Raw genomic sequence first — 26,683 nt, 5'->3', positions numbered from 1 at the left:
AAGTCAAATCATTTTCTGCCGGGGCGTGTACCTGGCAGAAAATACTTCTCAGGCCGTTAGTGTGCGAGTTGTCCGCTGCAAGCGGACAAGGAGTGCATGCGACGGACTGCAAAAGTCTGGTGGAAAACCCCGAATGGGGTTTTTCGACAAGCTCAGGGGCGGCTAATTGCCGCCCTTATTGCTATACCAACGCCGCCAGCTGCCGGGCGGTGAGAACGCCTGCGGCGCGGTTCACGACGGCGCCGTCCCGGAAAACCAGCAGGGTGGGAACGCTCTGTATGCTATATTCCGCAGCCTTTTCCGGCAGAGCGTCTACGTCCGCTTTGCAGACCCTTACCTCGGGATGGGCCATGGCAAAATCCTCCAGAATGGGGGCGAATGCCTGGCAGGGCCCGCACCAGCCGGCGTAAAAATCCACGAAAACCGGCCCCGGCTGGGTGAGAACATGGCGGGAGAAGCTGTCGTTGGTCAAGGTGATGATGGACATGATTGCCTCCTTTTTATCGTATGGCTCGGGGGTTATGAATTGACAATGGACAATTGACAGTTGACAATTAAGGAGTTTCCTTCGGAACGATTGGGATAGATGGTGCAGGTTTGCCTCTCCGGGGTGCTATAATTGTCAATTGTCCATTGTCAACTGTCAATTCGCTTGCTATATTGATATTTTTATACAGATTTCCTTTCCAGAATTTTGGCAATTTGCCAGTATACAAATCGTGCCGTGTGTGATAATATAAGAACAAGAATTAATCGCAAATAGAAAAGGAGAAATCAGTTATGTTCATCACAAACGATATTCGCTATGTAGGTGTTAACGATCATCAGGTGGACCTGTTTGAGGGGCAGTACAGGGTGCCCGGCGGCATGGCCTACAATTCCTATGTGATCCTGGACGAGAAGATCGCCATTATGGATACTGTGGACAAGAACTTCACCCATGAGTGGCTGGATAACATCCAGGCGGTGCTGAATGGCCGGAAGCCTGACTATCTGGTGGTGCAGCATATGGAGCCGGATCATGCCGCCAATGTGGGCAATTTCATGAAGCTCTACCCGCGGACCACCATTGTGTCCTCCGCCAAGGCATTCAACATGATGACCGCCTTCTTCGGCACGGATTATGCGGACCGCCGGATTGTGGTGGGCGAGGGCGACTCCCTGAGCCTGGGCAAGCACACTCTGGCCTTTGTAGCCGCACCCATGGTCCACTGGCCTGAGGTTATTGTGACGTATGACGTGCTGGATAAGGTCCTGTTCTCCGCTGATGGCTTCGGCAAGTTCGGCGCTCTGGATGTGGAGGAACCCTGGGACGATGAAGCCCGCCGGTACTATATCGGCATTGTGGGCAAGTACGGCGCCCAGGTCCAGGCCCTGCTGAAAAAGGCGGCCACTCTGGATATTCAGACCATCTGCCCCCTCCATGGCCCCGTGCTGAAGGAAGATCTGGGCCACTACCTGCACCTGTATGACCTGTGGTCCTCCTATACCGTAGAGACCGAGGGCGTGGTCATCGCCTATACCAGCATCTACGGCAACACCAGAGCCGCCGTGGAAAAGCTGGCGGAGGCTTTGCGGGCCAACGGCTGCCCGAAGGTCATCGTTCATGATCTGGCCCGGTGCGACATGGCGCAGGCTGTAGCCGATGCCTTCCGGTACAGCAAGCTGGTGTTGGCGACCACTACCTACAACGCCGATATCTTCCCCTTTATGAAGGAATTTATTCACCACCTGACCGAGCGGAATTTCCGCAACCGTACCGTGGCCCTGATGGAGAACGGCTCCTGGGCGCCTCTGGCCGCCAAGGTCATGAAGAAAATGCTGGAGGAGTGCAAGAACCTGACTTTTGCGGATACCACTGTACGCATCGTCTCCGCGCTGAATGAGACCTCCTCCAAGCAGGTGGAGACTCTGGCCGGAGAACTGAGCAAGGAATATCTGGCTCAGCAGGACGCCACTGCCGACAAAAATGACCTGACGGCTCTGTTCAACATCGGCTATGGACTGTATGTGGTCACCACCAATGACGGCGCCCGGGATAACGGTCTGATCGTCAACACCGTCAGCCAGGTGACCAATACACCCAACCGCATCGCCGTCACCATCAACAAGCAGAACTACTCCTTCCACACCATTCAGAAAACCGGCGTGCTGAACGTCAACTGTCTGGATGTGTCCGCACCCTTCTCTGTGTTCCAGCGCTTCGGCTTCCAGAGCGGCCGGACAGCAGATAAATTCGAGGGCCTGGAGATTCTGCGCTCCGACAACGGACTGGCCTTCCTGCCCCGGTATATCAATTCCTTCATGTCTCTGAAGGTGGAAAGCTTCGTGGACATGGATACCCACGGCATGTTCATCTGCACCGTCACCGAGGCAAGAGTCATGTCTGACGCGGACACCATGACCTACACCTACTACCAGAAGAACGTGAAGCCCAAGCCCGAGACTGAGGGCAAGCATGGCTTCGTGTGCAAGGTCTGCGGCTGGATTTATGAGGGCGACGAGCTGCCCGACGACATCATCTGCCCCCTGTGCAAGCACGGCGCGGCGGACTTTGAACCCATCGGATAAGAAACTGCGGCGGCACCGCGCACTTGGGCGGTGCCGCCATATTTTTGCTTGCCGTCTATCAGGTTTTGTGGTAGAGTAGAAAGAAAAAGAAAGGTGGGAGAAAATATGATTTTTCCCGAATATGGTCTGTTTTATTTTGACCAGGCGCTGTCCCTGTTTGGCAAGGTCCTGACTGAGGGCGTGATGCCGCTGGCCAGCATTGCCGTCTATGTGTTTACGGCCCTGTCACTGTATACCATCGCCAGGCGCAGGGGCATTTCCGCACCCTGGCTGGCCTGGGTGCCTGTGGCGAATCTCTGGGTGCTGGGTTCCATTTCCGACCAGTACCGCTACCTGACTCAGGGGCAGATGAAGCATAAGCGGGTCACGCTGCTGATTTGGGAGTGCGTCAGCTGTGCCATGATCGCCGGTGTGGTCGTCAGCGCGTTCCTTGCGGTTGCCGGGGAGAGTGTGCAGGCAATTGTAACGCTGCTGAGCCTGGTGCTCGTAATGCTGGTGGTGGCCATCGTCTATGCGGTGCTGTATTTCATGGCGCTGTACGATGTCTATGCTTCCTGCGATCCTCAGAACGCCGCGCTGTATCTGGTGCTGTCCATTTTCTTCCGATTCCTGGTGCCCGTTTTCCTGTTCATCTCCCGGGATATGGAGAAGGGCATGCCGCCGAGGAAGCCTGCGGGTGATCCGGAAATCTGAGCTTGTTTCCACGCCGGGGGCGGTTTTGTGCCGCTCCCGGCATTTTGCGAAAAGGAAACATGCTTTCCGGCGGAAACTTTTGTTTATGTGACCGTTGACAAAGGCTGTCGGGTATTGTAGAATTTGATGGTAGAGACGAAGGGTGTCTACGGGTGAAAGCCCCGGGCGGCTTTGTCCCTTTTTTGTTTTGTCCACATCAATCTTTCTTGATTCAAAGGAGAACTGTTACATTATGGAAAAACTGGAGCAGCTGTACGAAGGAAAAGCAAAAAAAGTATTCAAGACCGACGACCCTGAGCTTCTGGTTGTAGAATACAAGGACGACGCCACCGCCTTCAACGGCCTGAAGAAGGGCACCATTGCCGGCAAGGGCGTGATCAACAACGAGATGAGCAACCGGCTCATGCAGATGCTGGAAAAGAAGGGCATCCCCACCCACTTCGTCAAGGAGCTGAATTCCCGGGAGACCCTGGTGAAGAAGGTTTCTATCGTGCCGCTGGAGGTCATTGTCCGCAATATCTCCGCCGGTTCCTTCGCCAAGCACTACGGCGTGGAAGAGGGAATTGTGTTCGAGCATCCTACCATTGAGTTCTCCTATAAAAATGACGAGCTGGGCGACCCCCTGCTGAACACCTATCACGCGCTGGCTCTGAAGCTGGCCACGCCCGAGGAGATCAAGACCATTGAGGATTATTCCTTCCGCATCAACGAGGCCCTGAAGGCCTTCTGGCTGACCTGTGGCGTTACCCTGGTGGATTTCAAGCTGGAGTTCGGCAGACTGTCCGACGGTACCATCGTGCTGGCTGACGAGATCAGCCCTGACACCTCCCGCCTGTGGGATGTGAAGACCCATGAGAAGCTGGACAAGGATCGCTTCCGCCGGGATCTGGGCGGCGTGGAAGAGGCTTATGCCGAGATCATGCGGCGTCTGGATGAGCATCTGAAGTAAGAACATTGTTACCCTTGGAAACTCCGGCAGGCGGAAAAGCCCACCGGAGCTTCCGTGCGTATAAACAAGGTCAAAAATACACACTATTTGTTATAAATCGGAGGATCACATTATGGGAAACTGCGCAATCGTTGGCATCAACTGGGGCGACGAGGGCAAGGGCCGGATGGTAGACCTGCTGACCCAGGACTACGATATCGTCGTTCGTTATCAGGGCGGCGGCAATGCCGGCCATACGGTCATCAATGAGTACGGCAAATTTGCGCTGCATCTGCTGCCCTCCGGCATCTTCCGCAAGGGCGTTGTGAATATTCTGGGCAACGGCGTTGCCCTTGACCCGGAGAACCTGTGGAAGGAAATGGAGCAGGTCCGCGCCCAGGGCGTTGCCATTACCCCGGAGAATCTGAAGATCTCTGACCGCGCCTCTCTGCTGATGCCCTGGCACCGGCTCCAGGACGGCCTGGAGGAGGCCCGCCTGGCCGACAAGAAGTACGGCTCCACCAAGCAGGGCATTGCCCCCTTCTATGCCGATAAGTACGCGAAGAAGACCATCCTGGCCGGGGAACTGCTGTACCCCAAGCACCTGAAAGAGCATCTGGCCGATCTGCTGGAGTGGAAGAACCTGACCCTTACCGGTGTCTACGGTGCCGAGCCTGTGACCATGGAAGAGCTCATGGCCTGGGTGGACGACTACTGCGAGAAGATCAAGCCCTATGTTGCCGATACTGGTGTGTTCCTGCGGGATGCTCAGGCCGAGGGCAAGCAGATCCTCTTCGAGGCTCAGCTGGGCTCCCTGCGGGACCTGGACTACGGCATCCACCCCTACACCACCTCCTCCAACCCCATTGCCGCCTATGCCCCCGTGGGCTCCGGCGCACCCAATGTGAAGATCGACCATATCGTGGGCGTCGTTAAGGCCTATTCCAGCTGCGTTGGCGAAGGCCCATTCACCTGTGAGTTCTTCGGCAAGGAGGCGGACGAGTTGCGCAATGCGGGCTTTGAGTTCGGCGCCAAGACCGGACGTCCCCGCCGGGTAGGCCCCATCGATATTGTGGCTACCCGCTACGGCATCCGCTGCCAGGGTGCTACCTCCATAGCTCTGACCAAGCTGGACGTGCTGAGCTATATGGACCAGGTTCCTGTCTGCGCCCACTACGAGCTGGACGGCAAGCAGATCGAGGAGTTCCCCTTCCCCGCAGTCCTGGCGGACGCCAAGCCCGTCATGGAGTACTTGCCCGGCTGGAAGTGTGATATCTCCGGCTGCCGCACCTGGGACGAGCTGCCTGAGAATGCCAAGAAGTACGTGGAGTACGTGGAGAAGAACATCGGCTGCCACATTGGCTACGTCTCCGTAGGCCCCGAGCGTGACAGCATCATCTACCGCTGATAAGGAGGAAACCATGACTGACCGCTACGAATCCCCCCTGTCCTCCCGATACGCTTCGGAGTATATGCTGCACCTGTTCTCTCAGGATGTGCGCTACCAGACCTGGCGGAAACTCTGGGTGAGCCTGGCAAAGGCCGAGCAGAAGCTGGGCCTCGGCATTACCGAGGATCAGGTGAAGGAGCTGGAAGCCCACATCACCGACATTGACTATGCCGTGGCCGCCGAACGGGAGAAACTGGTACGCCATGACGTGATGGCCCATGTGTACGCCTACGGTCAGGTGGCCCCTTCCGCAGCCGGTATTATCCATCTGGGGGCTACCAGCTGCTATGTCACCGACAACGCCGACATTGTCATCTATCGGGACGGCCTGCGCTATCTGAAGGAAGAGCTGAAAAAAGTCCTGGCAAATCTGCGGGACTTTGCGGAAAGCTATAAGGCCATGCCTACCCTGGGCTATACCCACTACCAGCCCGCCCAGCTGGTGACCGTTGGAAAGCGGGCCACCCTGTGGATGCAGGATCTGGCTTCCGATCTGGAGGAACTGGATTTCGTCATCGACAATATGCGCTTCCTGGGCTGCCGGGGCACCACCGGCACAGAGGCCAGCTTCCTGGACCTGTTTGACGGGGATACTGCCAAAATCGACGAGATGAACAGAATGATCTCCGCGGACTTCGGCTTTGAGAAGTGCTTCGCCGTCTGCGGCCAGACCTATCCCCGAAAGCTGGACAGCCGAATCCTCAACGTTCTGTCCTCCATCGCCCAGAGCTGCTACCGCATGGCCAACGACATCCGGCTGCTGCAGCACGACCGGCAGGTGGAAGAACCCTTTGAGAAGAATCAGATCGGCTCCTCTGCCATGCCCTATAAGCGCAACCCCATGCGCTGTGAGCGGATCTGCTCTCTGTCCCGGTATCTCATGGCGGACGCTCTGAACGCCCCCATGACCGCCTCCACCCAGTGGCTGGAGCGGACCCTGGACGATTCCGCCAACCGCCGCATTTCCCTCCCCGAGGGCTTTCTGTGTGCCGATGCCGTGCTGCGTTTGGCTCAGAACGTCACCGATGGGCTGCACGTCAATGAAAAAATCGTGGAGCGCACGGTTCGGGAGTATCTGCCCTTTATGACCTCTGAGAATCTGATGATGGAGGCCGTCAAGCGGGGCGGCGACCGGCAGGAGCTGCATGAGATCATCCGCTCCTGCTCCATGGAGGCCACTGCCCGCATGAAGAACGGTGAGAGCTGCAACCTGCTGGAGCTGCTCTCCGCCCGGAAGGAATTCGGCATGACCCCCGAGGAAATAGAGGCACTGCTGGACCCCAAGCTGTATGTGGGCCGCTGCCCCGAGCAGGTGGACCGGTTCCTGAAGGAAATCGAGCCGTTGATCGGCGATGTGAAGCGGGAAACCGCGGAAATCAACCTATAAACGGAGGTAACCTCATTGGAAAAAATTCTGGTTTTGGACTTTGGCGGCCAGTATAACCAACTGATCGCCCGCAGAGTCCGGGATCTCCACGTCTATGCGGAGATCGAGCAGTACGATGCCATTACCCCCGCCGAGATCAAGGCCCGGGACTACAAGGGCATCATCTTCACCGGCGGCCCCAATAGCGTCTATGATATGTCCTCCCCCCACTATGACCCGGAGGTTTTGAAGCTGGGCATTCCCGTTCTGGGCATTTGCTACGGCTGCCAGCTCACCGCCTGGATGGCCGGCGGCACGGTCATCACCGCTGAGACTTCCGAATACGGCAAGATTCAGCTGAATCTGAAAAAGCAAACTTCCAAGCTCTTTGCCGATGTGCCCGAGAGCAGCATCGTGTGGATGAGCCATACGGACCGGGTCGATCAGCTGCCGGAGGGCTTCGAGGTCACCGCCTCCACCGATAACTGCCCTGTGGCTGCCATGGAGAACGAGGCGCAGAAGCTCTACGCTGTCCAGTTCCATCCCGAGGTGACCCACAGCCAGTTCGGCAATCAGATGCTCAAAAACTTCCTGTACAATGTCTGCCTCTGCACCGGCGACTGGCAGATGGATTCCTTCATTGAGGATACCGTCAAGGCCCTGCGGGAGCGCATCGGCGATAAGAAGGTCATTCTGGGCCTTTCCGGCGGCGTTGACTCCTCCGTGGCCGCGGGCCTCATCAGCCGGGCTGTGGGCGACCAGCTGACCTGTGTCTTCGTAGATCAGGGCCTTATGCGCAAGGATGAGGGCGACTTTGTAGAAAAGACCTTCACCAGCCTTTTTGATATGCACTTCGTCCGGGTCAACTGCCAGGAGCATTTCCTGGAGTGCCTGAAAGGCGTGGTAGACCCGGAGCAGAAGCGGAAAATCATCGGCACCGAGTTCTATAAGGTGTTCTGGGACGAGGTCCGCCGCCAGGGCGGTGAGGATGCCTTCTTTGCTCAGGGTACCATTTACCCCGACTGCATCGAGTCCGGCAAGGGCAACGCCGATAAGATCAAGACCCACCACAATAAGGTCAAAATGCCCGAGGACGTGAAGTTCCTGGACATCATCGAGCCTTTGGCCAGCCTGTTTAAGGACGAGGTTCGCCGGGTAGGCGAGCAGCTGGGTATCCCTCACGAGCTGGTCTGGCGGCAGCCCTTCCCCGGCCCCGGCCTGGGTGTGCGCATCATCGGGGAAATCACCGCCGAGAAGGTCAAGATCCTCCAGGAAGCCGACTGGGTACTCCGGGATGAAATGGCCAAAAACGGCTACGAAAGCCAGATGGCCCAGTTCTTCTGCGTCTTGCCCGGTGTCAGCACCGTGGGCGTCATGGGCGACCACAGAACCTACGACCACCTTCTGGCCATCCGCGCCGTCACCACCGACGACTTCATGACCGCCGACTGGGCAAGAATCCCCTACGACATCCTGGCCACCGTCTCCAACCGCATCACCAATGAGGTCAAGCACATCAACCGCGTTGTCTACGACGTCACCAGCAAACCGCCCGCAACGGTGGAGTGGGAATGATAGGCAAAAACCGAAAAAGTGTAGACATACCAACAGTTTTTTGAATGCCTTAAACCACCTCTGATAAGGTTTTGATAAGATCCCACTGCAGTACAATTATTCTGCATTGCAAGTGGTTTGTGGGTAAGGGATAATTTCCCACGCCTCACAAGGATTCATATTAGCATTAAGCCCGTACTGATCGGATGGTCAGTACGGGCTTTTTTGCGTCCTGCTTTAATCGTTAATATACTTTTTCAGCGACTTCACAAATGCATCGCTAAATTCCTGTGAGGGTACTTTGCCCCAGATTTGTGTGGTGTCCTCTGCGGGGAACGTGTAACGCCAATGGTCGTACTGCTCTTTGCTGATCTCGCCGTTTCTGAACTTTTCGGACTGTTCAGCCCAGGCAGACAGCATTTCGTAAACAGATGCATCCATGTTCCGCTTGTTGCCATCAAAAATGATATGAACCTCGTCTCCCTGCCTTTCCGCTCTGGCTCCATGAATATCCTCAATGGCGAAAAGCGTGTGGATAAAACCGAGATCACTGTCTATGTCAGGGATTTTCAGTGCCAGCGGGGAAACCTCCAAAACATTTGCAAGAGCGTTCACCAGATCCTCTTTGGGAGTTCTGGTGCCAGACTCATATTGAGCCATACGAACATCTGCGGTTTTTGCAGGAAATCCCACGGCCTGCCCGAGCCAGCGCTGGGTCATGCCCCTAAGATTGCGCATAAAACGAATTCTTTCACCGATTGCCATAGTCAATCACTCCTATGTAGGTTTGCTTCGCTATCATAGCATATATGTTTAGGCTATGTCAAGATATATTAAATAATTTTGCTTAATATTTTCCCTCAAGCCTCTTGACATAACTGTATTTGCTTAGTATAATACAGAAGCAAAATTAAGCAAATATGTTTAATGTTGTCCGCCCGGGCAAATCGGATGGCGGCCAGCAAGTATTCCGACACGAAAGAAGATAACTATACGCTGAAAGGAGGTGAGCGCCATGGAAAACAAATTCATACGAGTAGAGGAAGTCGCAAAGGAACTAGATGTGTCGAAGCCCTATGCCTATAAGATCATTCGCCAGCTGAACGAGGAACTGAAGGCAAAAGGGTTTATTACCATCGCAGGACGAGTCAACCGCCAATATTTCAACGAAAGGCTCTATGGAGCAGAAAGGAAAGAATTGAATGCCAGCCTATAAGAACAAAGAAAACAATTCGTGGTATGTGGTTACGCAGTACACGGACTGGACAGGAGAACGAAAACAAAAGTGTAAACGAGGGTTTAGTACCCGCCGGGAAGCACTGGAATGGGAGCAGAAGTTCCAGCAGCAAAGTGCCGGGGACCTGGATATGACGTTTGAGGCATTTGTGGAGATTTACACCACAGACCTCAGGGCAAGGTTGAAAGAAAGTACCTGGCAGACCAAGGAGCATATCATCAGGACCAAAATACTTCCTTATTTCGGGAAGCGTAAGATCAACGAAATTACTACCAAGGATGTAATTGCCTGGCAGAATGAGCTGCTCGCTTACCGGGATGAAAAGCGCAAGCCCTACTCGCAGACCTACCTCAAATCGCTGCACAATCAGCTCTCTGCAATTTTCAACCATGCAGTTCGGTATTATGATCTGCATTCCAATCCGGCAGCCAAAGCCGGAAATATGGGAAATGAGGAACGTAGGGAGATGTTGTTCTGGACGAAGGAGGAGTACCAGAAATTTTCAGAGGTAATGATGGACAAGCCTGTTTCTTACTACTCATTTCAAATGCTTTACTGGACAGGTATCCGGGAAGGTGAGTTGCTGGCGCTGACACCGGCTGATTTTGATTTTGAACATGGTACGGTAAAAATCAGCAAAACGTATCAGCGCTTCAAGGGCGAAGACATCATAACTTCACCGAAAACCAAGAAAAGTAACCGTACAATTCAGATGCCAGAGTTTCTATGCACACAAATGCAGGAATTCTTCAAAATGCAGTATGGGCTAAAAAAGAAGGACCGTATTTTTACCGTGACCAAGAGCTATCTCCACCACGAAATGGACAGAGGTGCCAAGACAGCAGGCGTTAAGCGGATTAGGATCCATGATTTGAGACACAGCCATATCAGCCTGTTAATCGACATGGGGTTTTCTGCAGTGGCTATTGCTGATCGGGTAGGGCATGAAAGTATTGAAATCACTTATCGGTATGCCCATCTATTTCCCTCCAAGCAAAAAGAGATGGCAAGCAAACTGGACGATATTAACAAAGGAGCGTGATATTGATGTCAGCAAAGAATGTAGACAAGCACAACCGATTCCGCAGTATCACTGTGGGATTCCGGGTATCGCCGGAAGAAAACGAGGAGCTGAACAGAGCTGTTGCTTTGTCGGGACTTCCCAAACAGGAATATTGCTATCGCAAGTGCATGGGGCGCGAGGTCGTGGTACAGCCAAATCCCAGGGTTTACAAGGCGCTCAAAAACCAGATGGCAGCAATTCTTTTGGAACTGGAGCGAATTGCAGCAGGAGATTGTGTTGCTGACGAACTGCTTAGTACCATTGACCTCATTGCTGTTACCATGAACGGAATAAAGGGGGACAATGCGGATGCTTGACGAAAAAGAAAAGACCGCCCTTGGCACATCTGTTGGCGCAGACGCAGGGCAGTCGATTCATTCACAAACTACTCAAATTATAACAGGTGAAACGCCGGAAATCAATGACCTGGAGGACATTTCTCAAGAAAAATTTTTCCTTCAGATGCAGAGAATGCAGGACCCGGCCTATCTGCATACGGTTTCTATGAATGAGCTGTACGAGACGGTTTATGAGGGCAAGCAGGCGGTTATTGACGGCCTGCTCTATGCGGGGACATATCTGTTTGCCGGTGCGCCAAAGGTGGGGAAATCCTTCTTCATGGCACAGCTGGCCTACCATGTCAGTACGGGACAAAAGCTCTGGGAATATGAAGTCCACCAGGGAACGGTTTTGTATCTGGCATTAGAAGATGATTACCAGCGATTGCAGGAACGGATGTCCCGAATGTTCGGTGTGGAGGGAACGGATAAGCTCCATTTTGCCATCTGCGCCAAGCAGCTGGGGGCGGGACTGGACGAACAGTTGGAAAAATTCATCCGAGAGCATCCCGATACCCGCCTGATTATCATTGATACCTTACAGAAGATTCGGGAGGTCAGTACGGATGCCTACAGTTACGCCAACGACTATGAGATTGTGGGGAAGATGAAGCAGTTCGCGGACAGAAACAGAATTTGCCTCCTTCTGGTGCATCACACCAGAAAGCAGCAGGCCGGAGATAAATTTGAGATGATTTCCGGCACAACAGGATTGCTGGGGTGTGCGGATGGAGCGTTCCTGCTACAAAAGGAGAAGCGTACAGATCAGAACGCCACACTGGACATTGTGGGGCGAGATCAGCCGGATCAGCGGCTGCATCTGACCCGAAATATGGAAAAGCTTTCCTGGGACTTGGATCACGCAGAAACAGAGCTTTGGAAAAAGCCACCTGACCCGTTTCTCAAAAAGGTTGCCGGAATTTTGACGGTTGCTGCCCCGGAGTGGAACGGCAGTGCTACCGAGTTGGCAGCGCTGCTTCAAGAGGAAATGCAGCCCAATATTCTGACACGGCAGCTAAATGTAAAAGCCGGGGAGCTGCTGAGCGAATACGGTGTAGAATACACTGTGAAGCGCACCAGAAACGGAAGTGCTATCCGGCTGCGAAACCAAGAGGTGTGACGATTGGTGACGGTTGTGACGATTAAAACGACAGCGGGGGCGGTATCCAAAATACCGTCACAATCGTCACAACCGTCACATTCTCCCCGCATTCCCCGTCCCCATCGGACGGTCCGCAGACCGGGAGATGGTCAGCCGGGGAGAAATAGCTCCCTGGCTGTGGGTGGTAGCGGTGTAGCACAGGATGGGCGGAGACGATGGCACCCATGCCACAGTCGATGATACGGTGTATCATCGCTGTGGCCAAGGCTCCCGCAGGAGCCGCATCCCCCTCGGAGAGCCCACGGCACTTTGCAGCCGCAGGATGAAAGTGTCATAGTGGGTTATTACACTTCCGCAGAAGTGTCCCCCTGCAACCTACATTCTTCAAAAATCTAAATTCAGGAGGTATTATGCCTATGGCAAGAGGCGACGGTATTGACCGTACCAGCGCAAGAAACGCAAAGATGACAGTTGCCAAAGTGGGCAACGCACAGGCTCACAATGAGCGGCAGAAAGAAAGTTATGTAAATCAAGATATAGTCCCGGAGCGAACGAAAATGAACGTCCACTTCAAATCCCCCACAGGAGATTATGCCGCCATGTTTGATGAAATGGTAGCTTCCGGCACTATTTCCACCCGTGGCTTGAAAGCGGATGCGGAGAAGTTCGGGGAGCTGGTGTTCGATGTAAACTCCGCCTATTTCTATAACCACGACGGCTATGACTTCGCCAAGCAGTTCTACGCAGATGCCTACAAGGCCGCCGTGAGCATCGTAGGCGGTGAACAGTATATCCTCTCGGCTGTGATGCACGCCGATGAACGGAATCGTGCCATGTCTGAGAAGCTAGGAGAGGATGTCTACCATTACCATCTCCATGTGGTCTATATCCCTGTGGTAGAAAAAGAAGTCCGCTGGACAAAGCGCTGCAAAGACCCGACCCTGGTGGGAACCGTTAAGGAGCGGATTCACCAGGTCAGTATGAGTAAGAAGTGGGCTTCCCAGCCGGCAATCGGAGAGGATGGACAGCCACTGCTCACCAAGTCTGGCAAGCCTGTTCTGAAAAAGTCCTATTCCGTCCTACAGGACGATTTTTTCAACGCCATGCGCAGTGCCGGATACACAGACCTGGAGCGTGGCGAACGTGGCAGCTCTGAGGAACATCTGACTGTGACCCAATTTAAGGTAGAGCGGGAGCAGGAGCGCTTGGAGGGCCTGACAGAGCAAACAGCCCAAAAAGCCCAGGAGGCTGCTGTTCTGGGGAAGAAACTTGAACGATACCAAAAGCAGCAGGTGGCCATTCAGAAAGTAGATGCAATCGAAGCCAAACCCGTTCCCCTGTCCTCTACAAAGGTGATCCTGGAACGCAAGGAGTACGAAGCCCTGAAGGCAACAGCGAAAAAGTACATTGCCCAGGAGAAGCGGGAGGGGGTACTTCAAAAGGCACTGGATGCTGCCAAGGGCCTGATTAACGAGCTGAAAGCGGAGATCGCTTCCCTACGAGAAGAATTGTCCTACTATCGCTCTCCAAAATTCCAGATGAAACTCCACAAAATCGAAAAGGAAAATGATGCCCTCCGGGACAAGCTCCGAGTCTATAATGCCATCATTGATCGGTACGATTTGGGGAGATTCTTCGGTAAAAACAGGGATATGGGCCGTTCCAGGGACGAGGCACGATAAATCCCGTGTAGACCCGGGAAAAGCGGAAATAAACGGATGGGAGCGTCAGAATAGAACAGCGTATCATTCGGGCGCTCCCCATCTGAAAATCAGCAGTTATTTCCGGGTGTAGAGTCGGAAAAAATTTACAGATTCAGGAGGTACTTATGAAAACAGGGCTTACCAAGAAGCAAAAGAGAACCAGCATTTATTTCACAGAAGCGGACGAATTTGTAGAAATCTGCACCTATAACACAGACTTCAAAAAGCGGCTGACGGAATTTGCCGCCAAATATCCCGCAGAGTGCCGTCAACTGGACGACGATGGGAACGGCTGTAAGACATTTGCCGTCAAAAAGGGCCGTTTTGGCATCCGCTTGACGGCACCTTACAGCGAAAAAAGACGGCAAGCAGCCAGTGCGCTGGCAAAAAAGAACGCACAAAATCTGAGGAGGACAGCAAAATGAAATTTATATCGTGCAGATTCAATATTGATACCGCCTGCGTGGAGCTGCGGTGCGCAGATGGACGTTTGGTGTCCATCTACACACCTGCGGTGGAGGATGAATACGCGGAGAATATGTGTCAGCGGTCAGAGCTGGATTGGCTGATTGACCATGATCCGGTTGGGTATGCGCAGTTGGTGCTGCATGGGGATGTGGAGGAATATTTGAAAAACGTGACTGACTACAGGTGCTTGGAATAACTACTTGAATTTATAGTGCAAGCGTGGCTCTATAAGTTTACACTCTACAGAACAGTTATTGATATACACCTGATTCATAGCTAAATATGGAAATGCCTGACCACTACGTTATACTGTGGCCAGGCATTTTGATAGTGCATTAACCGAGATTAATATCAAATTCGTATTCTACATAATTTTCAGATTGAATGTTCAGATACATTGTCCATGTCAATTCGGAATCTGAAACTTCAAAATATGTTTCATAGTAGGTAAAGCCAGCATATGGTGTGTTGCTACTTTGATTGGTAATGCGAACATTGAATCCTTTTGAGTTAAGCAATTCTAGGTATTCTGCAACACCGTCAGTAACAGTCGCACCATTCCACTGCTGGAGGAGCGGTTTGTTTTTTACGCCGTCAACATTGATGTAGTATACTGTGGACGAAGATTTGGAATCGTAATCTTTTCCAAGCTTGCTTGAGGATTCTGGTAATACAATTGTTGATTTCGGTTCTGTTGAGGCTTCACTTTCAACAGAATTTGTCCCGACGGTCTCCGTAACTGTTGTATCTTTTAATCCATCATAACTATAGTTCGCCTTCACATGGACGGTTGCGCCAACGTAAAACCAACTGGGCAAATCACCAATAGCATTGAATTGTTTACCCATCGTGCGGGGATTGATACAGTGTCCAAAGCTGTATTCGCGTATATGATTTCCATTGGAATCAATTTCGGCAAAAGCAATGTTGTACATTGTCGTATACTTGGCATCTCGCTCACATTTTGTTACAACAAGATCTTTGTCAATTGAATACGTCTTGGATGCTGTAGAATCGGCAGATTCGGCTGTTACTGATGGCTCTGTTGCTGCTGTAGCCCGTGAAGGATCATTTTCCTCTTTCATATGGTATGTGATAATAATCGGTGAATCCGCAGAGAATATATCACCTCTGACACAGTCGGCATTTCCGTTGATGGAAACGCTCTCAACTTCGCCCTCGTCTGTCCAACCCCAATAAATATCATATAGAATTTCGGTGGAAATATTTGTAAAGCCTAAATTTTCAAGAGTATTCTGAACATCTAGGTAATTTTTATACTTGAAGGAGGATAGTGCTTGGGGCATCATAATTTCTCCATCGTGAATTTCGCCTAGTTTCTCAATATAAAGGGTTGTTACACGAACACTGTCGCTTTGACAGCTGATCTGAACAGAAGCGTTCACATCGCCCTTTACATCTAATTCGATGGAGCCAGCACAGGAATTATCATCTTTCTTCTGAAACGCAAGTGTATATGTACCAGGTGAAACTTCCAGAGAGAAAGATTTATCCTCACCATGTGCCAGTTCTCCTATTTTTTCTCCGTTGAGGCAAAGGATAACGCCGTACTTATCAAAGAAAAGATTTGACAGGAAGTCCACGTCAATGGATACGCTGACCTTTTTGTAAGCATGGTAGGAAATCTCTACTCTATCAGATTTACTGAATTGTTCGCCATCGGTAAAGCTGTTGTTACCACCGATGGAGATGGACTCGATGGTATCAATTCTGTCAGATTCAGAGTAAGAAAGGTCTTCCACGGCATCGGTGTAAATTTCGGTAAATCCAGCTGAAATAAAGTCGTTCTTTACTGTGTCATAGTTTTGACCGAGGCAGTCAGCAGCATTGTACGGTGGAGAAACAATAGTGTTAGTAATATTAGTTTCGCTGGTTGGAACAGCGGATTTATTAGGTCCCTCAACAACTTTATTCTTACCCCAAGAATAACTCGTAATATTTAGGACAGTAAAAAGAACAGCGATTGCCAGTGTAATATACTTCAGCCATTCCTGGGGTGGATTAAGTATGCCCTTATGCCACAACATCGATATGACAAGGTCAGCGATTTGAAGGAAAGAGAAAAAGACAGCAACTGCATTGTGGGAAGCAAAAGCAATCAATAATAGTAGCACTACGATGGCAAATGCAATCGTGAACACCTTAGAAAAATTGTCAAGTCCGTTCCAAAACGTCCGCAGTTTCATTGTAATTTTCTCCCAAAAGGTTACTGCGGTGTTATGTTCCGCATCGTTGCTTGGATGGGAGGGCTGTGTATGTGCTGAATTTTCTTCATTTCCAGAAGTATGAGTTTCGGCTTCCTCGTCTGACACGGGCTGGTCTAAAACGGGGATGGCACCTAAATCTGCGCCACAGTACGAACAAAAACGTGCGTCAACAGGAACTTCCTTTCCACATTCACGACAGTATTTTTTCTGCATTTCAACTTTGGCACCACATTCACGACAAAACAGAACTCCGTCATCTAAATCTGCACCGCAATTTTGACATTTCATAATGTGTTCCTCATTTCCCATGGTAGGTTATTGTGATAGGGGTATCTGGAAGATAAATCTTTCCACCGGAGGTTATTTCCTTACCGTCAACGGAAACAGTTTCGACCTGGTCTGCCTTGGCAAATATTCCCAATATCACATCGTGCTTATTTATGCATTCAACATTGTTAAAGCCGGATGACTCTAGTACCTTGCTCATATGATGAAAGTCCTGTTCGTTAAATGGTTCCAACTTCTTTGGAAATCGAATACCGCCTTGACTGATGAGCCGTTTCTGGTTTGTTTTCTCAGGGAGTACCTTGAAGACAAGGATTCCTCCACCTACCGCTATTGGAGCGCCAATGTAGAACAAAAATAGGAAAGCCGCAGCCCAGCCAGGCATATCATCGTCATTTCCTTGAATGAAAATCAGTCCGATACAAATACAGAAAAGAATGACCACAAAGACGATCCAGATTTTTGTAAGGACACTTTGGAGTTTGCTCGCTCGATCTGCGTCTCTTATTTCTTGGTTCAAACGCTTTTTTTCAAGTTCGAGTTGTTCAAGCTGTATCATTCTATCCGTTTCTGCCCGCTTGATTTTGGCCTCGTCAATATGACGGATAACTTTCTCATTTTCGTTTGTTATGATGACGGGAGTTCCACAGTAGGAACAGAAAACACGTTCACGCCCTTCCTCAATAGGAAGATTTGCGCCGCATTCTGGGCATTTTACCGAGGTGAATTTTACAGCCATAGTCAACCACCGCATTTCTGTAATATTTGATGCGTTTGGAAATAAAAAGTGCGCAGCAGAAACTGCGCACCGAAAAACGCAGCTCGGTCCTGTTGCGACACAGTTCATTCCCAGCAGGGTATGATGACCAGGCATACATTTTTACCAAAAGTATGCCTGCCGGGAAAATAATTAAACTGTGTCGCGAGAACATTATAACACATTGAGGCGAAAATACAAAGCTTATTTCAAAAAATTTGAATGATATGGATTATTTTTAAAAAATACTTGACACCATATATAACACCACATATAATATAGGAACAGGAGGGATTGCAATGTCAAAATGGGATAAGTTACTGGAAAGAATCTGTTCCCTGAGCAAGGACCTCCGATTTGAGGAGCTGCGAAAGGTTTTGGAATCCTTTGGGTATGTGATGAACGCTCCCAGAGGCGGCAGCAGTCACTATACATTCCGAAAGCCTGGATGCCAGCCGATTACCATACCGAGGCACGAACCCATCAAAAAGGTTTATGTAGAGATGGTCAAACAAGTTGTGGAAAGTGAGGGTGTCAATGAAAACACTGAATGAATATCTTACCCTGCCTTACCGCATGGAGATTGTAGAAGATCGTGCCGAGGGCGGCTTTGTGGTGTCCTACCCGGACCTCCCGGGGTGCATCACCTGTGGGGAAACGGTGGAATCTGCGGTAGCCAACGCCCAGGATGCCAAGCGGGCCTGGCTGGAGGCTGCCCTAGAGGACGGTATCCCTATCCGGGAGCCAGACGATCTGGAAAGCTACTCCGGCCAGTTCAAGCTGAGAATTCCCAAAAGCCTGCACAAGTCCCTGACCGAACACGCCAAGCGGGAGGGCATCAGTATGAACCAATATTGTGTGTATCTGTTGTCCAAGAACGATGCTGCGGCGGCAAGATAGCCCCAGTGATGTGTTGCTTCCTCTCCTAATAGAATTTATCACCGCTGATAAGATTTTGATAATCATCCGCTGTATAGCTATGATAATATGAATAATCAAAATATCTAGAAGAACTTGAGTAACGCTTGTTAAGCAAAACTGTTTAAGCGATGCATCTCAAGAACGAGTGGGAATAAATTGAAAAACTCTGCAAACCCAGTAATAATGCGGGTTTGCAGGATTTCAAAACCCTCGTTGATAAGATTTTGATAAGATTACACTTGAGCACCTTTATCGGATGTATCAAGTGGTTTGTGGGTAAAGAGTAATTTCTGAAGGCTCACAAAAAACACCATATTAACATTAAACCCCGTACTGACGGAATAAAGTCAGTACGGGGTTTTTGTCGTTTGCAGGGTTATTTCAGTTTGTCCTTAAAGGCTTCTACAAGGGCATCGCTGAGTTCCTGTGACGGAACTTTCGCCCAATGCTGCGTGGTATCTTTTTCGGGATAAGTATAGCGCCACTCATCATATTGTTCTTTAGAAATCTCGCCGCTTCTGTATTTTTCAGCCTGTTCTGCCCAAGCAGTGAGCATTTGAAATACATCACTGTTTGTGTTCGGCTTAGTACCGTCAAAGACGATATGTACTTCGTTCTCATTCTTTTCCACTTTTACGCCGTGCAGATCCTCAACGGTAAAAAGAGTGTGTATAAAGCCGAGATCACTGTCAATATCGGGAATTTTGAGTGCCAAAGGCGAAACCTCAAGTACACCTGCAAGAGCCTTTACCAAATCTTCTTTCGGCGTTCTTGATCCCGATTCATACTGTGCCATACGAATGTCGGCAGTTTTTTGCGGAAAGCCCACAGCCTGACCGAGCCATTTTTGGGTCATACCTCTTAAATTTCTAAAGAAACGGATTCTTTCACCGATTGCCATTACTCTTCCTCCTAACGATCTATCGATAATATACATTATACAGATACGCTTAGTGTGTGTCAAGACTACAAAAACAAAAAAGTTTAATATTTTCTCAAAAACCACTTGACTTTACGGAATTTGCTTAGTATAATGATAATGCAAACTTAAACTAATAGCGTTAAGTTTGTAAAAATAGAATAACCGTTGTACACCACGGTAATGGTGTACCCGCCCGGGCAAATCGGAAGGCGGTCAGAAAGTATTCCGACACGAAATAAGGATGACTATTTTTGAAGGGGGTGATTTTATGACAGATAAAACTTTTATGCGAGCAGATGAAGTTGCAGAGGAACTTGATGTATCAAAGGCTTATGCCTACAAAATTATCCGACAGCTCAACGATGAACTGAGTGCAAAGGGATTTATTACGGTTGCAGGGCGTGTCAGCCGACAGTATTTTAGTGAAAGAATTTACGGAGCAGAAAGGAGAGATGATTAATGCCCGTTTACAAGAATAAGGACAACGGCACTTGGTATGTGATGACGCAGTATACCGACTGGAAAGGCGAACGCAAACCAAAGTGCAAGCGTGGCTTTGCCACAAAACGAGAAGCACAGGATTGGGAACAGAAATTTCAGCAGCAAAACTCAGGAGATTTGGATATGCCCTTTTCTGCCTTCGTTGAAATTTATTGCAGAGAACAGCAGCCACGATTAAAGGAAAGCACTTGGCAGACCAAAGAGAATATTATTCAGCAGAAAATTCTGCCGTACTTTAAAGACCGCAAAATCAACGAGATTACCACCAAAGATGTGAGGGCGTGGCAAAATGAAATGCTTGCTTACCGCAACGAGGAAAACAAGCCCTACTCATCATCTTATCTTAAGACTTTGCACAATCAGCTTTCAGCCATCTTTAACTATGCAGTCAGATTTTATGATTTGCGCAGCAATCCCGCCTCAAAAGCAGGAAATATGGGCAGTGAGGAACGAAAGGAAATGCTGTTTTGGACGAAGGAAGAATATCAAAAGTTTTCCGAGGTGATGATGGATAAACCGCTTTCCTACTACGCATTTCAAATGCTTTATTGGACTGGTATCCGTGAGGGTGAATGCGAATCTGCTGACTTCCTGCAAGCTGAACAGTTACCTTGCCGATATTGATAATCAGGCAGAGGAAATGTTTTCCCGGCTGGTAAAACAACTGGCGGAAAAAGAAAATGTAACGGAAAAGCTAAAAGCTGAAAATCAAATGCTGTGGGTGCAGAAGATGAATAATATTCGCAATCGTGCAACAGAAGTTGTAAATGGTGTGACGGATTGGGGGATTGTTGTCAATGCAAAAGAATGATTTGTTCCGGCAAGACGGCTCTGTGTTTCGCATTCTGGCTATCCGAGGGGATTCCGTTCTTGCCATTGACTGCCTGAAGCGGACAATGCCACAGTGGATCACACTTGAAAGCGCTGCGCTTTGCACGGAAGCCGAATTGCGGGAGCTTACAGACATAGGGCTATTCGATCTGGAATCCCTTGATCCCGCCACAAAGAGAGTGATTCATGAGCGGTTCACTCTGGTTGCCGGTGTGCTGCCGTTTCTTGCAGACGAGAAAATGCGCACCTATGCGATTAAGGCAATAGCCGAAGAAAAGGGTATCAGCACACAGACACTACGGAACTATTTGTGCCTGTATCTGGCTTTTCAGGACTTGTCGGCGTTGGCTCCTAAGAGAACAGCGGATGGCAGGGCACTTACCAAAGATGAAAAGAATATGCGGTGGGCATTGAATAGGTATTTCTACACCCAGCACAAGAACAGCCTGAATACGGCCTATGCCTTAATGCTGCGGGAGAAATACACGGATGCTGCCGGTACGCTGATTTCCGGCTACCCCACATTCAATCAGTTCCGCTATTTCTATAGGAAAACCCGCAAAATGCAGACCTATTACATATCCAGAAACGGCTTGAAGAACTACCAACGAAACAACAGACCCTTGACCGGAGACGGAGTACAACAGTTTGCCCAGGCAATCGGTGTGGGGATGCTGGATTCTACCATCTGTGATATTTATTTGGTGGATGATGCCCATAATCTGATTGGCAGACCCGTTTTGACAGCCTGTGTCGATGCCTTTAGTGGCCTGTGCTGCGGCTACTCCCTGTCATGGGAAGGTGGTGTTTACAGCCTCAGAGGGCTTATGCTGAATATCATTGCGGACAAGCAGGAATGGTGTAGGCGATTCGGTATCACCATCAACAGGGAGGAATGGCCTTGCTGCCAGCTGCCCGCCACACTGGTAACGGATATGGGAGCGGAATACAAGTCCTCTAACTTTGAACAGATTGCGGAATTGGGCGTTACTGTGGTGAATCTTCCCGCATACAGGCCGGAATTAAAAGGCTCTGTGGAGAAATTCTTCGATGTGCTGCAAGGGCTATTCAAACCCCATTTGAAGAGGAAAGGGATTATTGAGCCGGATTTTCAAGAGCGTGGAGCGCACGACTACAGGAAAGATGCCTGCATGACAAAGGAAGTGTTTGAAACCATCCTGCTTCACTGTATGCGTTGAAGAGAATCACAAGCGAATTGCCTATGGAAGCTGTCATTGTGAGGCATACGATGTTTCCTTATTATGGTCGATTCTTACCCATAGAGCGCCGCACACAGGCGTTTCATGCGCTGCTGAATATGCAGAGTATCTACCGGGATTTCCTCTATATGCCAACAAGAAAGGATCACAGGCCACGCAAGCTGCGCTATTGTCCTATGTGTGCAGCAGAGGACAGAAAGCACTATGGTGAAACCTACTGGCACAGGCTCCACCAGATGACCGGGGTGAATATCTGCGGAAAGCACCATTGCCAGCTGATAGAAACAGATGTGCAGATTACCAGCGGGAAAAGCCCGGCACTGATACCGGCTGAGGCGATAGCTACGCCAGGGGGAGAAAGTGTTATCTCTGCATATGAAATTGAATGCCACCTATTCCTCCGGTTGAATAATTATGAAGATAAATACAGACTTAGTTAAAGGTAAAAAGTATTCCTCTGCGGTTAAACCAAACACTCTTAAACATTCTCAGGAATATAGGGTGCTTGCCACTTTGCGTTACTTGTATCCTTCAAAGTTTGATACAATGATTACAGGCGAAGCTCCCGATTTTCAAGACAGTGCAAGTAGTACGGGAATTGAGGTTACCGCCGCTGTAAAAGAAGATGATATGAAAGTATCTCGCGCCTTTTCCGAATTAAATCAGGGTAAACCTAAGGATATAGAAAAACGCAAAAATATCATCAAATCAAGCGGATATTTCTCTGTCCCTCTTAAAGATGAAAAGGTTGCGATATCTACCTCTGGGACTGCCGACGGAGAGAAACGCTTTTTTCAAGAAAGCATACGAAGAAAGACGAAAAAAATTCAGCAGTACCGATCAAATTTTAAGAGGATGGGACTTGCCATACTTTTGCCCGAAATTCCAACCTCTTATGCAGAAAATCACTTATCTGAGTGGATTACCGAACTGCTTGACGAGTCTGCAAACTTGTTTGATTTTGTGTATGTTATTTCTCATCGTTTCTGTTTGTATTATGATACGCAAGCGAAAATTACCGAAAAGCGTTCACTCACCCAAGATGAAAGTTTGTTACTCGCTACGATTGGCAGAATGACCGCTGAGGGCGAATTAACAATGACAGATACAGAATGGCAATAACCACTTGATTTATGTGGTCAATTAAGTATAATATCCTTGTCAGCGTGACAACAAAATGACAACAGGAATTATGATACACCATAATTCTTGGATAATTTAAGCAATCCCGATAATCGGAGCTAAACCATCTATACAAAATCGTTTAGGTCACGGTTTCAGGGAGCGAGTGGGAATAATTTACCGTGTTGCGGGGCAATCCCATTTAGCCTGAAAGGGGCAAACTGAATATCCTGAATAGACCTTGAGCCAATGGCTTGAGGTCTAATTTTTATGGCTCTATGCTGCGAAACGCAGCTATTTTTACGATAAAACTGGAATTTTATTGCAAGGAACGGCCTTGCAGAGCGGGAAAACGCCGGAAAGTGAAACGAGAATAAACACCTTTGCCCCATGACATAGAGAAAAAGAAAACCTTGTTTTGGGAAAATGAATTTTATTTTTCTCAACCAGTATAGCAGAGATTGCAAAAAAGCCTTTGCCCATTTTTGCATACTGTGGAAAAACTGTGGAATCCTACCCGGGAGGTGAGGCAGTTGTATTCCGGGGAAGTGAATCATGGGAACATTACAAAAATTTTCGAGGGCGCGGGGGATTTTATCCAGCGTCCCCTGCGGTGCAACGGCGTTCGGCTCTATGCCTACGCCATCGACGGCCTGACCTCCGGCGGGGATACCTCGGAATATGTGCTCCGCCCCATTACGGACAATTTGACCGGCCAAACGGCCCGGACGCTCTATGACGAGGCGCTGCTGGGCAACGTCTATAACAGCGTGGCGGACCCTTGCAAGGATCTGGATACGGTGGCGCGGAAGCTGGTCAACGGCTTCTGCGTGATCCTGTTCCCGGGAGCCGGGGCCATTGCCTTCGAGGTCAAGACCGGGGAAAAGCGGGGTATTTCCGCACCGGAAGTGGAGAATACCGTCAAAGGCCCCAAGGACGCCTTCGTGGAGACCGTCCGCTCCAATACCAGCCTGATTCGCCGCCATCTGCGCACCCCGGAGCTGCGGCTCTGGGAGACCCAGGTGGGACGGAGATCCCTGACCAATGTGACCGTTGCCTACATCGAGGGGCTGACGGATAAAACGCTGGTCCAGCGGATGCGGCGCCGGTTGGAAGAGATCGACGTGGACGGCTTCCTGGCGCCCTCCGCCGTGGAGGAATACGTTACAGGCTCCAGAAAGACGGCTTTCCCGCTGATCCAATATACCGAGCGGGCGGATAAATTCTGTGCCGGGCTTCTGGAGGGACGGGTAGGGCTGCTGGTGGATGGCCTGCCTCTGGGCTATCTTGCCCCCGCGGATCTGGGTTATCTCATGGAAAGCCCGGAGGACTGGAGCCGGGACTATCTCAGCGCATCCTTTTTGCGGATACTGCGGTATGGGGCCCTGATTCTGGGGCTGATTCTGCCGGGACTTTACATCGCTCTGGCGGTATTTCACCAGGAGATGATCCCTCTGCCCCTGCTGCGCTCCATCATTGAGAGCAAGAAGGATGTGCCATTCTCCACGGCCGCGGAGGTGGTGAGCCTGCTGCTGGCCTTTGAGCTGCTGCAGGAATCCGGTATCCACCTGCCCCAGGCTGTGGGACAGTCCGTATCTACCATTGGCGGCATCGTGGTGGGCACGGCGGCAGTGGACGCGGGGCTGGTATCCCCGGCGGCTCTGATTGCCGTGAGCATTGCGGGGGTCTGCGGCTTTGTGCTGCCCAACCGGGATCTGGCGGAAGCGCTGCGGCTATGGCGGCTGGGATTTGCGCTGATCGCCGCCGTGGCGGGGCTGTTTGGCCTGACGGCTGGCCTGATTGTGCTGGTGGGCCATCTGGCGGGTCTGCAATGTCTGGAAGTGCCCTATCTGGCGCCCTTTCACAAGGGGCAGGCTTCCGTGCTCCGGGACCGGATGGTGACGGACAAATTCCGGGATTCCCTGCTGCGCCCGGAGGATGGGAGGAAGCAGCCGTGAAAAAATGGATCCGGCTGGGCGCGCTCCTGCTGCTCCTGCTGCCCCAGAGGGGGACGGATGTGGGAGAGCTGCTGCCTGTGGAGGTTTTGCTGGTAGAAAAAGAGGCGGGACAGTATGCGATAACAACGGACACGGGGAATTCTGCCCGAGGTGACAGCCTGAAAGCTGCCATGGATACCCTGCGGAATACGGCACCGGGGGTGATTTTTTTGGACACCGCGGACTATGTGCTGCTGACCGAAGAGACGCTGAACTGCATGGATGCCTTGCAAGGCTTTGTACGGCCCGGCACAAAGGTCTACACTGTGGAGGGAGAGGCAGATCCGGAGAAGCTGGGGGCTTTCCTGCGGGCCCATGGCCCGGATACCCCGCTGTACCGGATCATAAAAGAAGCGAAAATGGTACCGAAACTGCGTCTGGAGGGAGACTGGCATTTTGAAGGGCGGTAAGGAAAAAGGCGGCATCCCGGCGGGATCACTGGCGGCTCTGGCCCAAACGGCTGCCGGGGCACCCTGGCCCGGTGTGCTTCTGATGAGCGCCGGCGCGGCGATGCTTCAGAAATTAACGATAGAACAGAGTCCGCCCCGGTGGCTCCAGACTGTGCAGAGCCTGTGGAGTGCGTTCCTGCTGAGTCAGGTTCTGACCTGGGCGGGAGAGAGCTGGCCTGGGGGTGAAAACCGAATTTGGATTGGCTTGATTCTGCTGCTCCTCGCCTGGTGGCTTACCCGAAAAGGACGGGAGGCGGCAGCGGCAGCGTCGGGCGTACTTGGCATTCTGGAATTGGGACTTTTGGCTGCGGTGCTATTGGGAAGCGTTCGGGAAATAAAACCCGAAAATCTATTGCCCGCCCGGGGCCTGCCGGATGGCTGGCTGCTGGCGGTACTCCTTCTGCCAGGGATTGGACAGAAGCGGAACGGCTTGTGGGCGCTCCCCTTCAGTCTGGTAACGGCGGGGGTGGGCGTATGCAGGGCGAATGCTTTTTGGCAGATGAGCCGCTGCGCGTCCGGCTTTGGCTCTGTCAGACGCCTGGAGAGTCTGGCAGCCACGGGGCTGACCATTGGCCTGTTCCTGACGGCGGCAGAGTTGTTATCACGGGAGAATGATACCGATCGTCTGTGGTCGGCTGCGTTGACGGCGGGACTTTTTTTGAGCGGATTTCACCTGAACGGCTGGATCGCGGCAGCCGGCGCAGCACTGGTCTGGTGGATACTCCCGTTGATATTCCGCCGAAAAGTGATAATATAAGACGAAATGAGAATATGAATTGCAAATTGCAAGTGAAAGCGTAGAAGGAAAAAGAAAAAATAAAAAAATCTGAAAAAACGCTTGACAAATTCTGGTTTTAATGTTACTATCATGAAGCTTTCTGCGAGACACCTCAACGAAAGCGGCTGTACCTTGTAAATTGAATAACGTAAAGACAAACTAAAACACCTTGGACAATTAATGGAATTGTTTAAGCGTA

The 26,683-nt window shown here is 50.7% G+C and carries 27 protein-coding genes and 2 pseudogenes; 24 read left to right on the top strand and 5 right to left on the bottom strand.

Annotated elements, in window-relative coordinates:
- Positions 1-181 precede the first annotated feature (181 nt).
- Positions 182-487, bottom strand: a complete 306-nt coding sequence (gene trxA, locus KQI10_RS09620) for a thioredoxin (protein WP_216567211.1) — start codon at positions 485-487, stop codon at positions 182-184.
- A gap of 293 nt (positions 488-780) precedes the next feature.
- Here trxA and KQI10_RS09615 point away from each other — a divergent pair, with 293 nt between their 5' ends.
- The 6 genes from KQI10_RS09615 to guaA all read left to right on the top strand — a co-directional run bounded on the left by KQI10_RS09615 (position 781) and on the right by guaA (position 8,583).
- Complete coding sequence (locus KQI10_RS09615) at positions 781-2,571, top strand: flavin reductase (RefSeq protein WP_216567210.1); 1,791 nt, start codon at positions 781-783, stop codon at positions 2,569-2,571.
- Positions 2,572-2,676: 105 nt separating this feature from the next.
- Positions 2,677-3,264, top strand: coding sequence for a hypothetical protein (locus tag KQI10_RS09610; RefSeq protein ID WP_216567209.1), 588 nt, complete (start codon positions 2,677-2,679; stop codon positions 3,262-3,264).
- Positions 3,265-3,496: 232 nt separating this feature from the next.
- A complete protein-coding gene (gene purC / locus KQI10_RS09605; protein WP_216567208.1) occupies positions 3,497-4,213 on the top strand; it encodes a phosphoribosylaminoimidazolesuccinocarboxamide synthase in 717 nt (238 codons plus the stop codon).
- 112 nt (positions 4,214-4,325) lie between these two features.
- On the top strand, positions 4,326-5,600 hold the full coding sequence (locus KQI10_RS09600; protein WP_216567207.1) for an adenylosuccinate synthase: 1,275 nt from the start codon (positions 4,326-4,328) through the stop codon (positions 5,598-5,600).
- A gap of 13 nt (positions 5,601-5,613) precedes the next feature.
- Positions 5,614-7,029, top strand: coding sequence for an adenylosuccinate lyase (purB, locus tag KQI10_RS09595; protein ID WP_216567206.1), 1,416 nt, complete (start codon positions 5,614-5,616; stop codon positions 7,027-7,029).
- A gap of 15 nt (positions 7,030-7,044) precedes the next feature.
- Positions 7,045-8,583 carry a glutamine-hydrolyzing GMP synthase gene (gene guaA / locus KQI10_RS09590; protein ID WP_216567205.1) on the top strand — a complete coding sequence of 513 codons (1,539 nt, stop codon included), beginning with the start codon at positions 7,045-7,047 and terminating at the stop codon, positions 8,581-8,583.
- Between the two features lie 216 nt (positions 8,584-8,799).
- Here the strand turns inward: guaA and KQI10_RS09585 are convergent, their stop codons facing one another.
- Positions 8,800-9,327, bottom strand: a complete 528-nt coding sequence (locus KQI10_RS09585; RefSeq protein ID WP_216567204.1) for a helix-turn-helix domain-containing protein — start codon at positions 9,325-9,327, stop codon at positions 8,800-8,802.
- 250 nt (positions 9,328-9,577) lie between these two features.
- Between KQI10_RS09585 and KQI10_RS09580 the strand changes: the two genes are divergently transcribed.
- From KQI10_RS09580 to KQI10_RS09550, 7 genes are all read left to right on the top strand, one after another.
- Entirely contained in the window at positions 9,578-9,778 is a 201-nt protein-coding gene (locus KQI10_RS09580) for a helix-turn-helix domain-containing protein (RefSeq protein WP_002566175.1), read from the top strand.
- Positions 9,765-10,841, top strand: a complete 1,077-nt coding sequence (locus tag KQI10_RS09575; RefSeq protein WP_216567203.1) for a site-specific integrase — start codon at positions 9,765-9,767, stop codon at positions 10,839-10,841. Before KQI10_RS09580 ends, KQI10_RS09575 begins: the two co-directional genes overlap by 14 nt.
- Positions 10,842-10,846: 5 nt before the next feature.
- Positions 10,847-11,179: a hypothetical protein gene (locus tag KQI10_RS09570; protein WP_216567202.1), complete on the top strand. Its 333-nt coding sequence runs from the start codon at positions 10,847-10,849 to the stop codon at positions 11,177-11,179.
- The gene (locus tag KQI10_RS09565) at positions 11,172-12,320 is read left to right on the top strand and encodes a helicase RepA family protein (protein ID WP_216567201.1); all 1,149 of its coding nucleotides are present in this window, start codon (positions 11,172-11,174) and stop codon (positions 12,318-12,320) included. The genes KQI10_RS09570 and KQI10_RS09565 overlap by 8 nt, the downstream gene beginning before the upstream one ends.
- A 398-nt stretch (positions 12,321-12,718) precedes the next feature.
- Positions 12,719-13,984, top strand: coding sequence for a plasmid recombination protein (locus tag KQI10_RS09560; protein WP_216567200.1), 1,266 nt, complete (start codon positions 12,719-12,721; stop codon positions 13,982-13,984).
- 146 nt (positions 13,985-14,130) lie between these two features.
- Positions 14,131-14,430, top strand: a complete 300-nt coding sequence (locus KQI10_RS09555) for a hypothetical protein (protein WP_216567199.1) — start codon at positions 14,131-14,133, stop codon at positions 14,428-14,430.
- Complete coding sequence (locus tag KQI10_RS09550) at positions 14,427-14,669, top strand: DUF6061 family protein (RefSeq protein ID WP_216567198.1); 243 nt, start codon at positions 14,427-14,429, stop codon at positions 14,667-14,669. Before KQI10_RS09555 ends, KQI10_RS09550 begins: the two co-directional genes overlap by 4 nt.
- A gap of 139 nt (positions 14,670-14,808) precedes the next feature.
- Here the strand turns inward: KQI10_RS09550 and KQI10_RS09545 are convergent, their stop codons facing one another.
- Both KQI10_RS09545 and KQI10_RS09540 read right to left on the bottom strand, forming a co-directional pair.
- Positions 14,809-16,989: a zinc ribbon domain-containing protein gene (locus KQI10_RS09545; RefSeq protein WP_216567197.1), complete on the bottom strand. Its 2,181-nt coding sequence runs from the start codon at positions 16,987-16,989 to the stop codon at positions 14,809-14,811.
- 10 nt (positions 16,990-16,999) lie between these two features.
- On the bottom strand, positions 17,000-17,725 hold the full coding sequence (locus KQI10_RS09540) for a hypothetical protein (protein ID WP_216567196.1): 726 nt from the start codon (positions 17,723-17,725) through the stop codon (positions 17,000-17,002).
- A gap of 317 nt (positions 17,726-18,042) precedes the next feature.
- Between KQI10_RS09540 and KQI10_RS09535 the strand changes: the two genes are divergently transcribed.
- Both KQI10_RS09535 and KQI10_RS09530 read left to right on the top strand, forming a co-directional pair.
- Positions 18,043-18,297 carry a type II toxin-antitoxin system HicA family toxin gene (locus KQI10_RS09535; protein ID WP_216567195.1) on the top strand — a complete coding sequence of 85 codons (255 nt, stop codon included), beginning with the start codon at positions 18,043-18,045 and terminating at the stop codon, positions 18,295-18,297.
- Positions 18,281-18,643: a type II toxin-antitoxin system HicB family antitoxin gene (locus tag KQI10_RS09530; RefSeq protein WP_216567194.1), complete on the top strand. Its 363-nt coding sequence runs from the start codon at positions 18,281-18,283 to the stop codon at positions 18,641-18,643. Before KQI10_RS09535 ends, KQI10_RS09530 begins: the two co-directional genes overlap by 17 nt.
- A gap of 397 nt (positions 18,644-19,040) precedes the next feature.
- On the opposite strand, the gene KQI10_RS09525 is transcribed toward KQI10_RS09530, so the two are convergent.
- Positions 19,041-19,565 (bottom strand): helix-turn-helix domain-containing protein, encoded by a 525-nt coding sequence (locus tag KQI10_RS09525; protein ID WP_216567193.1) that lies wholly within the window; start codon positions 19,563-19,565, stop codon positions 19,041-19,043.
- Between the two features lie 289 nt (positions 19,566-19,854).
- On the opposite strand from KQI10_RS09525, the gene KQI10_RS09520 reads away from it, so the two are divergent.
- From KQI10_RS09520 to KQI10_RS09480, 9 genes and pseudogenes are all read left to right on the top strand, one after another.
- Positions 19,855-20,046 carry a helix-turn-helix domain-containing protein gene (locus KQI10_RS09520; protein ID WP_216567192.1) on the top strand — a complete coding sequence of 64 codons (192 nt, stop codon included), beginning with the start codon at positions 19,855-19,857 and terminating at the stop codon, positions 20,044-20,046.
- Positions 20,046-20,660 (top strand): annotated as a pseudogene (locus tag KQI10_RS09515) (Arm DNA-binding domain-containing protein); the annotation flags it as partial. The gene KQI10_RS09520 and the pseudogene KQI10_RS09515, both read left to right, overlap by 1 nt.
- Positions 20,661-20,664: 4 nt before the next feature.
- Positions 20,665-20,898 (top strand): annotated as a pseudogene (locus KQI10_RS09510) (TnpV protein); the annotation flags it as partial.
- Positions 20,885-22,117, top strand: coding sequence for a DDE-type integrase/transposase/recombinase (locus tag KQI10_RS09505; RefSeq protein ID WP_216567190.1), 1,233 nt, complete (start codon positions 20,885-20,887; stop codon positions 22,115-22,117). The pseudogene KQI10_RS09510 and the gene KQI10_RS09505, both read left to right, overlap by 14 nt.
- A 23-nt stretch (positions 22,118-22,140) precedes the next feature.
- Positions 22,141-22,578: a TniQ family protein gene (locus KQI10_RS09500; protein ID WP_216567189.1), complete on the top strand. Its 438-nt coding sequence runs from the start codon at positions 22,141-22,143 to the stop codon at positions 22,576-22,578.
- The gene (locus KQI10_RS09495) at positions 22,553-23,260 is read left to right on the top strand and encodes a hypothetical protein (protein WP_216567188.1); all 708 of its coding nucleotides are present in this window, start codon (positions 22,553-22,555) and stop codon (positions 23,258-23,260) included. Before KQI10_RS09500 ends, KQI10_RS09495 begins: the two co-directional genes overlap by 26 nt.
- Before the next feature lie 533 nt (positions 23,261-23,793).
- Positions 23,794-25,218, top strand: coding sequence for a spore germination protein (locus KQI10_RS09490; protein WP_216567187.1), 1,425 nt, complete (start codon positions 23,794-23,796; stop codon positions 25,216-25,218).
- Positions 25,215-25,667: a hypothetical protein gene (locus KQI10_RS09485; RefSeq protein WP_216567186.1), complete on the top strand. Its 453-nt coding sequence runs from the start codon at positions 25,215-25,217 to the stop codon at positions 25,665-25,667. Before KQI10_RS09490 ends, KQI10_RS09485 begins: the two co-directional genes overlap by 4 nt.
- Entirely contained in the window at positions 25,654-26,463 is an 810-nt protein-coding gene (locus KQI10_RS09480; protein ID WP_216567185.1) for a hypothetical protein, read from the top strand. Before KQI10_RS09485 ends, KQI10_RS09480 begins: the two co-directional genes overlap by 14 nt.
- Positions 26,464-26,683: the final 220 nt, after the last annotated feature.

Source organism: Pseudoflavonifractor sp. MSJ-30 (assembly GCF_018918045.1).
Lineage (GTDB): Bacteria > Bacillota > Clostridia > Oscillospirales > Oscillospiraceae > Faecousia.
This window is presented reverse-complemented; position numbering and strand designations above follow the sequence as displayed.

What these genes read in the sequence shown, in the direction of transcription:
- KQI10_RS09555 (WP_216567199.1), top strand. Translation starts at nt 14,131, where the DNA reads ATGAAAACAGGGCTTACCAAGAAGCAAAAGAGAACCAGCATTTATTTC.
- trxA (WP_216567211.1), bottom strand. Translation starts at nt 487, where the DNA reads ATGTCCATCATCACCTTGACCAACGACAGCTTCTCCCGCCATGTTCTC.
- KQI10_RS09500 (WP_216567189.1), top strand. Translation starts at nt 22,141, where the DNA reads ATGGAAGCTGTCATTGTGAGGCATACGATGTTTCCTTATTATGGTCGA.
- KQI10_RS09540 (WP_216567196.1), bottom strand. Translation starts at nt 17,725, where the DNA reads ATGGCTGTAAAATTCACCTCGGTAAAATGCCCAGAATGCGGCGCAAAT.
- KQI10_RS09585 (WP_216567204.1), bottom strand. Translation starts at nt 9,327, where the DNA reads ATGGCAATCGGTGAAAGAATTCGTTTTATGCGCAATCTTAGGGGCATG.
- KQI10_RS09525 (WP_216567193.1), bottom strand. Translation starts at nt 19,565, where the DNA reads ATGGCAATCGGTGAAAGAATCCGTTTCTTTAGAAATTTAAGAGGTATG.
- KQI10_RS09530 (WP_216567194.1), top strand. Translation starts at nt 18,281, where the DNA reads ATGAAAACACTGAATGAATATCTTACCCTGCCTTACCGCATGGAGATT.
- KQI10_RS09505 (WP_216567190.1), top strand. Translation starts at nt 20,885, where the DNA reads ATGCAAAAGAATGATTTGTTCCGGCAAGACGGCTCTGTGTTTCGCATT.
- KQI10_RS09535 (WP_216567195.1), top strand. Translation starts at nt 18,043, where the DNA reads ATGTCAAAATGGGATAAGTTACTGGAAAGAATCTGTTCCCTGAGCAAG.
- KQI10_RS09580 (WP_002566175.1), top strand. Translation starts at nt 9,578, where the DNA reads ATGGAAAACAAATTCATACGAGTAGAGGAAGTCGCAAAGGAACTAGAT.
- KQI10_RS09575 (WP_216567203.1), top strand. Translation starts at nt 9,765, where the DNA reads ATGCCAGCCTATAAGAACAAAGAAAACAATTCGTGGTATGTGGTTACG.
- KQI10_RS09560 (WP_216567200.1), top strand. Translation starts at nt 12,719, where the DNA reads ATGGCAAGAGGCGACGGTATTGACCGTACCAGCGCAAGAAACGCAAAG.
- KQI10_RS09610 (WP_216567209.1), top strand. Translation starts at nt 2,677, where the DNA reads ATGATTTTTCCCGAATATGGTCTGTTTTATTTTGACCAGGCGCTGTCC.
- purB (WP_216567206.1), top strand. Translation starts at nt 5,614, where the DNA reads ATGACTGACCGCTACGAATCCCCCCTGTCCTCCCGATACGCTTCGGAG.
- KQI10_RS09495 (WP_216567188.1), top strand. Translation starts at nt 22,553, where the DNA reads ATGAAGATAAATACAGACTTAGTTAAAGGTAAAAAGTATTCCTCTGCG.
- KQI10_RS09600 (WP_216567207.1), top strand. Translation starts at nt 4,326, where the DNA reads ATGGGAAACTGCGCAATCGTTGGCATCAACTGGGGCGACGAGGGCAAG.
- KQI10_RS09545 (WP_216567197.1), bottom strand. Translation starts at nt 16,989, where the DNA reads ATGAAATGTCAAAATTGCGGTGCAGATTTAGATGACGGAGTTCTGTTT.
- KQI10_RS09550 (WP_216567198.1), top strand. Translation starts at nt 14,427, where the DNA reads ATGAAATTTATATCGTGCAGATTCAATATTGATACCGCCTGCGTGGAG.
- KQI10_RS09565 (WP_216567201.1), top strand. Translation starts at nt 11,172, where the DNA reads ATGCTTGACGAAAAAGAAAAGACCGCCCTTGGCACATCTGTTGGCGCA.
- KQI10_RS09520 (WP_216567192.1), top strand. Translation starts at nt 19,855, where the DNA reads ATGACAGATAAAACTTTTATGCGAGCAGATGAAGTTGCAGAGGAACTT.
- KQI10_RS09615 (WP_216567210.1), top strand. Translation starts at nt 781, where the DNA reads ATGTTCATCACAAACGATATTCGCTATGTAGGTGTTAACGATCATCAG.
- KQI10_RS09570 (WP_216567202.1), top strand. Translation starts at nt 10,847, where the DNA reads ATGTCAGCAAAGAATGTAGACAAGCACAACCGATTCCGCAGTATCACT.
- purC (WP_216567208.1), top strand. Translation starts at nt 3,497, where the DNA reads ATGGAAAAACTGGAGCAGCTGTACGAAGGAAAAGCAAAAAAAGTATTC.